The organism is Micromonospora sp. CP22 (assembly GCF_009712475.1).
Lineage (GTDB): Bacteria > Actinomycetota > Actinomycetes > Mycobacteriales > Micromonosporaceae > Micromonospora.
The window spans coordinates 556854-568842 of record NZ_VCJO01000003.1; the positions used below are offsets into that span (position 1 = coordinate 556854).

Below are 11989 nucleotides of genomic sequence, written 5' to 3' on the forward strand. Positions count from 1 at the left end.
ATGCGCACGGGTGTGGCCTTTGGGACAGATCAAGAACGTACAAGACCTGATGGCCGGGAGCCGACACGATCGAGCCGACAGGACCGTCCGCGGTCTGATTGGTTTGGAGCGGATGCAGCGATGGCGATAGACGATTCCGGTACTCGAGTGGAGCGACTCTCGGTTGGCCAGGAGCAGTTGTGGTTCCTTGAGCAACTGGCACCCGGACTCGCCACGTACAACGTCGCGGTGGCCCATCGGATTCGCGGACCGCTGGACAGCGCTGCACTCAGGACCGCCCTCACCGAACTCGTCCGGCGACACGAATTGCTGCGTGGGACAGTGACCACGGTCGACGGTACGCCCGGGATGGTGATCGCTCCGCCGTCGGATGTCCCACTTCCGGTCAGCGATCTGACCGACGAAGCTCCCGAGTCGCGTGAAGCCACCCTCGCGGAGAGCCTGCGGGAACACGCCACCATGGCGTTCGACCTCACCGGCGGACCGCTGTACCGGTTCAAACTGTTCCGCCTCGGCCCGGACGAACACGTGTTGTCCCTCGCCTTCCACCACATCGTCACCGACGGATGGTCGACCAGCCTGCTGCTGAGGCAGCTTCCGGACGCGTACGCCGCCGCCCGCAGCGGCGACGGGACGACCTCGGCCAAGCACGACTCGGCCGATGTCGTCCGCTATGTCGACTTCGCGGCCGCGCAGCGCGCCGCGCTCGACGACGGTGAGCTGGAGGAGCAGCTCCAGTACTGGCAGCAGCAGTTGGACGGCGCCGTCCCACTGGAGATTCCCACCGACCGGCCGCGCCCGGCCGAGCCGAGCTTCGCCGGTACCTCCGTGGCAGCCGATCTGCCCGTCGGACTCGTCAAGGCCGTGCGGACGCTGGTCGACCGGGAGGGCGTGTCCCCGTTCACGGTTCTGTCGTCCGCGCTGATCGTGGTCCTCAGCCGATACAGCGGTCACGACGACATCTGCCTGGGCACGGCCGCGCTCGGGCGCACCGACCCGGACCTTGAGCAGGTGGTCGGATACTTCACGAACATGGTGGTGCTTCGCACCACGCTGCACGACGATCCCAGCTTCACCGAGCTCGTCGGCCGGGTTTCCGACACGATGCTCGACGCATACGACAACCAGGACGTGCCCTTCGAACGTGTCGTCGACCGTCTCAGCCCGCACCGCGACCCGGGCCGTAATCCACTGTTCGGGGTCTGCGCCCAGTTCCTCACCGACCACACCGCCGGCACCAGTCTGGACCTGCCCGGACTGACCGCGGAGGCTGTCGAAGCGCCGTCCCTCGGAGCGCGTTTCGACCTGGCCTTGACGTTCGTCGAGTCGCCGGAGCGGTTGCGGGTGATCGTCGAGTATGCCCTCGACATCTTCGACGGCTGGCGGATCGACGCCCTGGTCCGTCATCTCACCCAGGTGCTCTCCACGGCGTGCGCACAGCCGGACCGGCCGGTGTCGGAACTGCCACTGCTGGACGAGGAGGAGACTGAGGAGCTGCTGGCAGCCGGCACAGGTGAGATGCTCGTCCACGCCGACGAGCCGGTCCACGTCGCGATCGCCCGTCGGGCGCAGGAACAGCCGAACCATCTCGCCGTAACGTGCGAAGACGACAGTTTGACGTACGGCGAGCTGGATCGCAGGGCGTTCGAGGTCGCCGCCTTCCTGCGCAGCCGTGGCGTAGGTGAGGGTCAGGTCGTCGCCGTCGCGGTGGAGCGGGACCTGGACGCGCTCGTCACGCTGCTCGGCGTCCTCAAGGCCGGTGCCGCCTTCGCGGTCGTGGACCCCTCGCACCCGGCCGGTCGGCTGGAGTACATCCTGAAGGACACCGCTGCGCCCGTGGTCATGACGCAGTCCCGCGTCCGGGACGGGATCCCGGAGACCGGGCCGTGGTCGATCGTGGAGATCGACAAGGAACGGGAGGCGTTCGCCGAGGCGGCAGCCGCGGCCCAGCCCTGGACTGAGGTGGGCCGGGACTCGCTCGCCTACGTCCTATACACCTCGGGTTCGACCGGGCAACCCAAGGGTGTGCTCATCGAACACCGCGCACTCCAGTCGTTCATCGCCTCGTACCGTCGGGTCTTTGATCTCCAGCCCGACGACAGGATGCTCCAGCTCGCGGCGCTGACGTTCGACATGTCGCAGGGAGAGATCTTCGCCGGCCTCACCGCCGGGGCGAGTCTGGTCCTCGTCGACAAGGAGACCGGGACTTCGCCCACCGGGATCGCCACGCTCATGCGCCAGCAGAAGGTCACCTACATCTGCATGTCACCGGCGATGCTGGCGCTGGTCGAGTCAGGACCGTATCCGGCGCTGCGGAAGATCATGGCGGGCGGTGAGGCGGTACCGGCCGAAATGGTCGCCAAGTGGAACCTGCCGGGACGTCGACTGATCAACTGCTACGGCCCTACCGAGGCTGCGGTCGGCTGCACGTCCTACGAGTGCCCGCACGAGCCCGCTCGCAGCGCGCCACCGATCGGCAGGCCCTTCACCGACCGTCGCATGTACGTGGTCGACAAGGCCGATCGCCTGGTCCCCCGCGGTGTCCCCGGGGAACTGCTGATCGGCGGTGAGGAGGGCCTGGCCCGCGGCTACCTGAACCAGCCGGAGCTGACCGCAACCGCGTTCGTCGAGGACCCGTTCCGACCCGGTAGCCGGGTCTACCGCAGCGGCGACATCGTCCGCTGGAACAGCGACTACCAGCTGGAGTTCCTGGGTCGCGCCGACGGGCAGATCAAGTTGCGGGGTCTGCGAATCGAGCTGGAAGAGATCGAGTCGGCGCTCATGTCGCACCCGGATGTCGGCGTCGCCGCGGTGGCCCTACGACCGGATCGCCGGGGCGAGGGGCGTCTGGTCGGGTACGCCGCCCCCGCCGCCGACCGGCAGCCGGATGCCACGGAGCTACGCGCCCACCTCGCCGAACGGCTGCCCGACTACATGATTCCGACCGCCTGGGTGTTCCTCGACGAGCTGCCGCTGACCACGGCGCGCAAGGTGAACCGCAAGGCGCTTCCGGACCCGGTCGACGTCGATCCCGAAGAGGACTACGTCGCGCCGGAGGGCGACACCGAGACGGCTATCGCCCGGATCTATGCCGAGGTGCTTGAGGTCGACCGGGTGAGCGCGACGGTGGCGTTCTTCGCTGCCGGCGGCAACTCACTACAGGCGATGCGAGTGGTCAGTCGTCTGGGCAAGGAGTTCGGCGTGAAGCTGCGCATGCGAACGATGTTCGCCGACGCGTCGGTGCGCTCGATCGCAGCCGAGGTGGACCGGCTGGTCCTGGCGCGGGCGGCGAAGGCCACGGGAGGGTCCGGCAGTGGACGCTGACCTGCTGGTGCCGTTCGGCGACGGCGACGGAGCACCCCTGTACTGCGTACACTCAGCCTCCGGCTCCGCCTACACCTACCTACCTATGTCCGGGATGCTCGACGGTCGGCGCGTGGTGGGCATCGAGGCGCCGGGGTACGACAGCGACGGCCTGCCCCCCACCGATCTGCGCACCCTCGCGGACCGCTACGCCCGCGTGGTGGCGGACGACTGTGGGACGTCCGAGGCGTGTCTGCTCGGCTGGTCCATGGGCGGATCGGTCGCGTACGCCATGGCTTGGCGGCTGCGGGCGATGGGGATCGCCGTGCCGCTCGTCGTGCTCGTCGACGCGCTCATGCACCACACCGAGGCGGTACCCGCGACGCGCGAGATCCTCACCAGGTTCGCCATCAATCTGGCCAGGGAGGGCGGTGGCGGCCAGGTCGAGGACCGCGTGGTCGCCGAACTGCGCGCCTGGCCGGCCGACGCGCCGGTCACGCAGGCGTGGCCGCTACTGCGCCGCGGCGGCCTGATCCCCGAGGAGTTCGACGCGGACACGCTCAATCGCCGATTCGAGGTGTTCCGGCGTAACGTCCACGCTCTGCACCGGTACGCGCCCGAGCCCGGATACCCCGGCCGGTTGCTTGTCATCGACGGCGAGGATTCGGTGCACGGCCACCAGCGGTGGACGGATGTGGCGCAGAACGTACGTGCCGTGACGGTGCCGGGTGACCATTTCTCGCTCTGGCGCGGCGCAGGCATGGCTGCGCTGGTTGAGCAGGTCAGGGAGGCACTACGCGAGGCGTGTCCAGCGGCCCAGAAGGTCCGGGCGTGACCACACGGCACGATGTGAAGTCGGGCGACACCACGGTCAAGAAGAGCCTGTGGCACAACAAGGACTTCCTGAGGTTCTGGTCCGGCGAGACCTTCTCGCTGTTCGGTGCGCAGATCACCATCCTGGCTCTTCCGCTGACCGCGGTGCTCACCCTCGACGCCAGACCCGAGGAACTCGGCGTCCTTCGATTCCTGCAGATGGTGCCGTACCTGCTGTTCGGGCCGCTGTTCGGAGTATGGGTCGATCGCTACCGGCGCCGTACGGCGATGATCGGGGCGAACGTCGTCCGCATGGTGCTGATCGGGCTGGTGCCGGTCCTGGCCGGACTCGGTCACCTGAACATGCCCCTGCTACTCATGATCACATTTTGCGTCGGGATGGCCGCGGTGCTGTTCGACATCAGCTGGATGTCGTTCGTTCCCACGCTGATCCGTGATCCGGACCACCTCGTCGACGCCAACTCGAAGCTGGCCGCCACGTCCGCAACCGCCGACGCGGCCGGGCCCGGCGTGGCCGGATCGCTGGTGAACCTGCTGACAGCGCCTGTCGCGATGGCCGCGAACGCGGCGACCTACCTCGGCTCGGTCATCTCGCTGCTACTCATCCGCACCGAGGAGACGCCACCCCCGGCCACGGCGAAGCGGCGAATCCGGACGGAGCTGGCCCAGGGACTCAGCTTCGTCGCCCGTGACCGCCTGCTGCGATGGATCGCCCTGGTCGGTGGCCTGGCCAACTTCTTCATCTCCGCCACGCTGCCGATGTTCATCCTGTTCGCGGTACGCGACCGGGAGATCGCCTCCTCGGTGCTCGGTCTGACCTTCTCGATCGGGGCGTGCGGCGGAATCATCGGCGGGATCGTCTGTCGACGGCTGATCACACGGCTGCGCCTCGGTCGTGTCTACGCTGGCGGGCTCTGCGTCGCGTTCATCCCCACCGTGCTGCTGCCGGCGGCCAACGGGACGCCCTTCGTGCTGGGCGTCCTGTACACGGTCGCGTGGTTCCTCGGATCGCTCGGGCTGACGATCGTCAACATCGTGATCATGAGTGTGCGGCAGAACATCACGCCTCCGTCGCTGCTGGGCCGGATGAACGCGGCGGTACGCGCCGTGATGTTCGGGCTCGGTGCGCTCGGCGGCCTGGTTGCGGGGTTCATCGCGGCCGAGGTCGGGGTGCGCGAGGCTCTCTGGATCTCGACGGGCGGGTCGGTGGTGTTCGTGCTGTGCGCCGTCGCGTTGTCACCGCTCACCCGGCTACGCACCATGCCGCAGACCGCAGCGGACCCTGACTGACGAGGCCGCGTCGAGGTCCACGTCCACGCTGCGTGCTCGGCCGACGTGGTCAGCCTCGCCGCGCCCACTCGGCCGGATCGGAAGGAGGTTGCCTGATGCCCCATGCGATGGCCGCGGACGGGACACCTGTCGCTTTCGACCTGCGAGGAACCGGGCCCCCGCTCGTCCTGCTCTCCGGCCAGGCGAACAACCGCCACTGGTGGGACCGCGTACGCGGCGACTTCGACGACTCGTACACCACGATCGCGGTCGACTTCCGGGGCACCGGTGAAAGCGGCAAGCCCAACATCCCCTACAGCACCAGAGGGTTCGCCGACGATGTCCGGGCGGTGCTCGACGAACTGCGCGTCGAGTGCGCCCACGTGTATGGCACATCGATGGGCGGACGGGTCGCACAGTGGCTGGCCATCGATCACCCAGACCGGGTGGGTGCGCTCGTCCTCGGCTGCACCTCGCCCGGCGGCCCGCGATCCGTGGAGCGCGACCAAAGCGTCCGCCGGGCCCTCGCCGTGGACCAGCCCGCCGCCGCGCTCCTCGACCTGATGTACACGCCCGCCTGGCTGGCGGCGAATCCTGGACCGGTGACCACGCTGGGCGATCCAGCGATGCCACCATTCGCCCGGGCACGTCATCTGGCCGCCAGCAGCCAGCACGACGCGTGGGACTCGCTGCCGCAGATCACCGCGCCGACCCTGGTCATCCACGGAACCGACGACCGGCTGAGCCCTGTGGAGAACGCCCACCTGCTGGTCGAGCGCATTCCCAACGCGACGCTGCTGCTGATTCCCGGCGCCCGCCACGCCTACTTCGAGGAGTGCCGAGAGGTCGCGGGGCCACGTGTGCTCAGCTTCCTGGCCGAAGCCGGGTCGGCAAGGTGACCGCGACAACTGACCGTGCCGCCCACCAGGCAGCCGGGTCCTGGCCGCCCGGCCGGCCAGGACCGGCGGTACGGCGGTAAACGGGCCTTGTACATTCGTGGCGTGGACGCGGGCCAGCAGGTGACAGCGTGGCGGCCGGCGGTGGACGGCATCGTCGAGGTGCTGCACGCCCGGTTCACCAGGCACGCGTACCCGATGCACACCCACGGCTGCTGGACTCTGCTGATCGTGGACGATGGCATGATCGAGTACGACCTGCACCGCACTCACCACGGCGTACTACAGTCCCAAGTGACGCTGCTGCCACCGGACGTGGCGCACGATGGCCGGGCGGCGAGCCCCGGAGGCTTCCGCAAACGGGTGCTCTACCTGGAGCCCTGGATCCTCGACCCCGGACTCATCGGCGCGGCCGTGGACGACCCGAACCTGACCGAGCCGGTGCTGCGGCACCGGGTACACCTACTGCACCAGGCGCTGGTCCAGCCCGGCGAGGAGTTCGCCGCACAGAGCCGCTTCGCGCTCATTTGTGAAGGGCTCGCCCAACACCTCCGCCCGGCACCCATCGACCGACCCGAACCGGCGCTGGCCCGCCGGCTGCGCGGCCTGCTGGACGAGCGGGCGGTGGCCGGAGTGACGCTGGAAGAAGCCGCTCAGGAGCTGGACGCCAGCTCGGCGCACCTGGTGCGCTCGTTCACCGCCGCGTACGGGCTGGCGCCGCACGCGTACCTGACCGGACGGCGCATCGACGCGGCCCGGCGGCTGCTGCTGCGGGGCGTACCGGCGAGTCAGGTCGCCGCCACGACCGGCTTCTACGACCAGCCGCACCTGACCCGGCACTTCCGTCGCTACCTTGGCGTCACCCCCGGCCGGTACGCCGCCGGGTGACTCCCCGCTGGCCTCGGCCTCGCGGACATCCCTACCCGGGCCAGTTGGTTAGGTAGTCGTCAAACGACAGGTCATCGGGCCGCTGGCCACCGATTTCGACGTAACCGTCGATGTCCCGGTCGTACGGTGGGCCCACGATGATCGGTATCTCATGGGTGGAGTGACGGGCCAGGAACCGCCACACCGCCCGGTTGAGCACCGGCTGCCGAGAGTTCGCCGGAGCCTCCGGACCAGCACGATGGAAGAACACCACCCGACCGTCGGCATCGCGTACCGCCTGCCCCAGGCAGAGCCGCTCCCGACATCGAAAACACGCCAGATAGCCGAGCTTCGACACATCCCACCCGTTACTCGGGTAGTCGGCGAAGTCGTCCTCGGGCCAACCGGCAAGGTAATCATCAAACTCGATGTCACCAGGCTCGTCGCCGCCGATCGTGGCTGGCGACCCGGGCGGCTCCCACATCTCGTCGTACTCAAGCTGAGAGTCGTAGATCACCTGCAACTGGTGACCGGCATGCTCCGCGAAAATCTTCCACAACGCCCCCGACATCTCCCGCGACTGACTGTGCTTAGGGATACTCGGGTGCGCGTAGGCGAAGTAAATGATGTCGTCCCACGAGTTACGCACCGGCTTGCCGAGAAAGAGGCGGACTCGTCGGCAGAGGCAGAACAGGCTGGCGTCAATCCCCACAGGTCGTCCCCCCGTTCAGCCCGGCACGCCCATGCCACGCGCGCCCGGCATCCACAAGCCCAGCGGCCTTCCGTCCGGAGACCGGAACGCCACCCACATGTTCTGATAGGTCGCCAACCGCGCATCAGAGCGGTTGCCCCAGAAGCGTTTCATCATGCCCTCCACAGCCGCCGTGTCGACACCGGGCGCTACCTGGACCAGCAGCTCTCCGTCGTATTGCATGTTGGGCCCCGCGTCGCTGAGTCGGCCCGGAAACTGGTTGGGTTTGCCGGCGAACGTCTTGATCTGTCGTCCCAGCACGAGCTTGCCCGACGCGTCGTAGAACAACACGTCGTATCCCTGGACGTTGTCCCCGGCCACCTTCGGCGTCGTCCCAGCCGGACCGTAAAGGGCAAGCTCCGCGTTCTTTCGCGTCAGTGCCGGGCCGGCCTGCTTGGAGTGCTCGGCAACCAGGGAGTCGATCGCCGCCTGTAGGTCGGCACCGGAAAGGGCGAGTACGCCTCCGCAGCCGCCACACGCCGCATACGCACGCTGGGTATTGCGGGCGAGCACCTCGACGGGATTGACCGGCGCAGCCTCGGGCTCACCCGAGGCTGCCGCCTCGCTGGCCGCCGGGGCGGCGGTCGCGGGCGAGAGGCTCTGGCCGACCGCTGACGGTTGTGCCTCACCATCTGCGCCGCAGCCCGTCAGTACAACCGACAGCACCACCGCAAGAAACGCACTCGTCCCCGTACGCATTGATATGTGACCCTCCCCCGGTCGTCCAAGAGCCTAGACAGCATCGACCGACCTATGTGGTCTATCAGCCATCCGACAGGGCTCAGCGATCAAAGTGGACCGATGGGGCACTCACCAGGAACTGTGCCCCCACGGGGGGCCCGGATTGCCGGAAGTTGAACCACCAGGTTCTGGGTACGACCATTGGCACCCATCACCGCCCCACGTAGGGTGATCGGTTAGTCACGTTGAGCGCAACGGACCGGGCGGCGACTTGCGGATGATGACCAACACCCACAGGGCGAACTGCGCCAACGCGCAAAGGCCGGGCTGCACATGCTCCGGCTGTGGGGGCTCGCTACACGGCTGGCAAGGATGGACGGACCTCGCCGCCGACGGGCCAGAGAGACGCGACGACCGGCGGCGCGAACTCAAGGACGAAGTAGAAGCAGACCAACGGACCGGACGCCAGAAATCCAACGCCAACAACCGGCAAATCTACTTCGACCTCGCACGCCTGGACATTGCCGATTACCTGTGGGCCACCGACAGTCGGCCGAAGACCAACGGCCGACTGCCACGCGATGCTGAACCAGCATCGGCGTCATCCGATCTCGGCCGGATCGACACCCTCGGCCGAACCGTCATGAGGGACACGTGGCACGAGATCTCAGCCGACGTAGACAGCCTCGTCCGGAACGAGTCTGACGCCAGGGAGGTCAAGAAGCGCTTGGCCGACCACACCTGGTGCAGCCTACTGGTGGCCTTGATCCAGTTGATAGAGAGGATCAACAAGGCCCTCGACCTGCTCACTGATACCGCCAAGCAGTTCATCAAGGACGCGTTGTCCCGGCGGTTCGATTCGGGGCTGCCCCGGATGGTGACCGACGCCGTCATCCGCATCGTCGTAGACAAAGTGTGGTCAGCCCTGACGAGGCTACTGGAAGCACACTTTCCCCTCTTGGGAACAGACACCCTACGCGCCCTCCGGATGCTGGCCACCTTCACCTGCCCCTCTGTCGAACACCACCCGGAGGTCTACAAGCATGCCGTCAGGCCGCTCATGGGCGACACGCAGGAAATCATCACGGACGAGATCAAAGAGAATGTCGTAACCCTTTTCAGCACCTGGTGGCGGCGGCGCGCTCCGGAAGCACTCGCCTGACGCCCAGTCGGGGGCGACGGGGCCCGATGACTTGGCTGGGCGGTGCCTGGACCAGCGCACGACCCTTGCTACCCGCGTCCTGCGGCTGGCCGCCCAAAGCGGCGGCCAGACCCCTACCTCGCCTCCAGGGAGACATCCGTCGACTCCACACCACCGCCCGGCGTCGTCCAGTACGGCGCCTGGCCGGACTTGATCCGCTTGATCAGCACGAGGCGGTCGTCCTCGTCCAGCAGAATCGCCCGCACCGACCTACGCACGACCAACCCCTATCCACACCCGAGGCGATGCACGAGCGGCAACACACCCGTGTGATCTTCGGGTGACCGCTGGCGTCGTACCGCCGTCCCACCGACGCCGCCCCGGTCCAACGGCTCCCGAGCACCCACCGAGCGACCAACCGCTACCCGGGTACACGAAGAAGGCCCCGACCGGCAGAGTTCTGCCAAGTCAGGGCCTTGCTCGTTGGTGCGCCGCCAGGGACTCGAACCCCGAACCCGCGGATTAAGAGCTTGATCTTGATCAAGTCATTCGGTCCAGGTCGGGCGCTGGAGTCCATCTGTTCGCGTTCATGGCCCTGCCTTCTCGAGACAGCGTCCCACTCAGTCCGCCCCTTGCGAGCCCGTCCCTGGCAATCGAGCACCCGGGGAGCACCCACTGATGCGCCAGTTCCGTCGGTGGGAGGGCAGCGCTGTCAACGGCCAATCAGATCTTTCACTGGCCGCCGACACAGCGCCACGCATGTCGAGGTTGGGCCTGACCCGGTTTGACGGACATCCCAGATCAGAGGGGCTGTGTGCTCCTCGGGAGGATGTTCATCATGGAAGGCATGGGGAAGAAGCCACGCCGGCCGCGTAGGGCGTTCACGCCGGAGTTCAAGGCGGAGATCGTCGAGGTGTGCCGGCGGGGTGACCGGTCGATCGTGCAGGTCGCGAGGGACTTCGACCTGACCGAGACCGCGGTGCGGGACTGGGTGAAGCAGGCTGACCTCGACGCCGGTATCCGCACCGACGGGTTGACCAGCGACGAGCGGGACGAGCTGGCCAGGCTGCGGCGGGAGAACCGCCGGCTGCGTGAGGACGTCGACATCCTCAAACGTGCCACGGCTTTCTTCGCGACGGAGACCCGGTGAACGTGTACCCGTTCATCGAGGCGGAGAAGGCGCGGCCCGACGGGAACGTGAAGCGTTCCTGTGAGCTGCTGGAGGTCTCCCGGTCCGCCTACTACCAACACCGTGGCGGCCCGTCGCGGCGTGCGCGTGACGACGCCGATCTGACCGCACGCATCGCGGATGTCCACGCCGACTCGGCGGGCACCTACGGTGCTCCTCGGGTGCGCGCCGAACTCGCCGCGCAGGGACGGCGGCACTCCCGTAAGCGGATCGCCCGGCTGATGCGTGGCGCCGGGTTGTGCGGCCGGACGCCGAAGCGGTGGCGCACCACCACCGTGCCCGATCCGGCGGCGGCGTTGCCGGCGGATCTGATCCGCCGGGACTTCGACGTCACCGCCAGTGGGGTCGACACCCGCTGGTGCGGGGACATCACCTACATCCGCACCTGGGAAGGGTGGCTGTACCTCGCCACCGTGATCGACATCGCGTCGCGGCGGGTCGTCGGCTGGGCCACCGCAGATCATCTCCGCACCGACCTGCCCGCCCAGGCCCTGGCCAGCGCGATCGCCACCCGCCGCCCACACCAATCGGTGATCTTCCACAGCGACAGAGGCTGTCAGTACACCAGCGCCCAGTACGCCCGCCTGGCCGACCGGCACCGGGTGCGGCTATCCGTCGGCGGCCGAGGCCAGTGCTGGGACAACGCCGTCGCCGAATCGTTCTTCGCCACGATCAAGACCGAACTACTCGACCAGCGGCCGTGGCCGACCCGCACCGCCGCCCACGCGGCGATCTTCGACTGGATAGGGCTGGTACAACACCCGCCGCCGGCACTCCACCCTCGGCTACCTCAGCCCTGCCGCCTACGAAGCCGCCCGGCGTACCGCACCGCCCGTCCGACAAGTAGCGTGACAACGAGCTACTGACCCTGTCCGTCAAATCGGGTCAACCCCAGGTTCAGGGACTGGGGCTCACAGGCTCGGCAAGGCGGTCGGGCGCCGCCCGGCGTGCATGCGGGTTAGGCCGCGCCGTTGTTGCGAAGAGCAATAGTCAAGACTTGTGGATGAGAAATCTTTGATCAGGCGGCTGTGGCGTCGGTCGTGACCAGCTCGGCGGCG

The 11989-nt window shown here is 67.9% G+C and carries 9 protein-coding genes and 3 pseudogenes; 9 read left to right on the forward strand and 3 right to left on the reverse strand.

Annotation, left to right across the window (positions count from 1 at the left end; genetic code table 11):
- The first annotated feature begins 147 nt into the window (after positions 1-147).
- The 5 genes from FF096_RS08480 (at position 148) to FF096_RS08500 (ending at position 7190) form a co-directional block, all read left to right on the forward strand.
- The gene (locus tag FF096_RS08480) at positions 148-3324 is read left to right on the forward strand and encodes an amino acid adenylation domain-containing protein (RefSeq protein ID WP_309222913.1); all 3177 of its coding nucleotides are present in this window, start codon (positions 148-150) and stop codon (positions 3322-3324) included.
- Positions 3314-4138 (forward strand): alpha/beta fold hydrolase, encoded by an 825-nt coding sequence (locus FF096_RS08485; protein WP_155215950.1) that lies wholly within the window; start codon positions 3314-3316, stop codon positions 4136-4138. The genes FF096_RS08480 and FF096_RS08485 overlap by 11 nt, the downstream gene beginning before the upstream one ends.
- A complete protein-coding gene (locus FF096_RS08490; protein WP_309222914.1) occupies positions 4135-5427 on the forward strand; it encodes an MFS transporter in 1293 nt (430 codons plus the stop codon). Before FF096_RS08485 ends, FF096_RS08490 begins: the two co-directional genes overlap by 4 nt.
- Before the next feature lie 95 nt (positions 5428-5522).
- Positions 5523-6305 (forward strand): alpha/beta fold hydrolase, encoded by a 783-nt coding sequence (locus tag FF096_RS08495; protein ID WP_196222485.1) that lies wholly within the window; start codon positions 5523-5525, stop codon positions 6303-6305.
- A 102-nt stretch (positions 6306-6407) separates the two neighbouring features.
- On the forward strand, positions 6408-7190 hold the full coding sequence (locus tag FF096_RS08500) for an AraC family transcriptional regulator (protein ID WP_309222915.1): 783 nt from the start codon (positions 6408-6410) through the stop codon (positions 7188-7190).
- 31 nt (positions 7191-7221) lie between these two features.
- On the opposite strand, the gene FF096_RS08505 is transcribed toward FF096_RS08500, so the two are convergent.
- Both FF096_RS08505 and FF096_RS08510 read right to left on the reverse strand, forming a co-directional pair.
- Positions 7222-7881, reverse strand: a complete 660-nt coding sequence (locus FF096_RS08505) for a hypothetical protein (protein WP_155215954.1) — start codon at positions 7879-7881, stop codon at positions 7222-7224.
- Positions 7882-7896: 15 nt separating this feature from the next.
- Positions 7897-8589: a hypothetical protein gene (locus FF096_RS08510; RefSeq protein ID WP_155215955.1), complete on the reverse strand. Its 693-nt coding sequence runs from the start codon at positions 8587-8589 to the stop codon at positions 7897-7899.
- Between the two features lie 289 nt (positions 8590-8878).
- Here FF096_RS08510 and FF096_RS08515 point away from each other — a divergent pair, with 289 nt between their 5' ends.
- Positions 8879-9763 (forward strand): hypothetical protein, encoded by an 885-nt coding sequence (locus FF096_RS08515; protein WP_155215958.1) that lies wholly within the window; start codon positions 8879-8881, stop codon positions 9761-9763.
- A gap of 119 nt (positions 9764-9882) precedes the next feature.
- Here FF096_RS08515 and FF096_RS08520 read toward each other — a convergent pair.
- Positions 9883-10008 (reverse strand): annotated as a pseudogene (locus FF096_RS08520) (NUDIX domain-containing protein); the annotation flags it as partial.
- A gap of 581 nt (positions 10009-10589) precedes the next feature.
- Here FF096_RS08520 and FF096_RS08525 point away from each other — a divergent pair.
- The 3 genes and pseudogenes from FF096_RS08525 to FF096_RS27460 all read left to right on the forward strand — a co-directional run.
- Complete coding sequence (locus FF096_RS08525; protein ID WP_196222486.1) at positions 10590-10892, forward strand: transposase; 303 nt, start codon at positions 10590-10592, stop codon at positions 10890-10892.
- A 2-nt stretch (positions 10893-10894) separates the two neighbouring features.
- Positions 10895-11665: pseudogene (locus FF096_RS08530) on the forward strand (IS3 family transposase); the annotation flags it as partial.
- Between the two features lie 43 nt (positions 11666-11708).
- Positions 11709-11783, forward strand: a pseudogene (locus FF096_RS27460) (hypothetical protein); the annotation flags it as partial.
- Positions 11784-11989 lie beyond the last annotated feature (206 nt).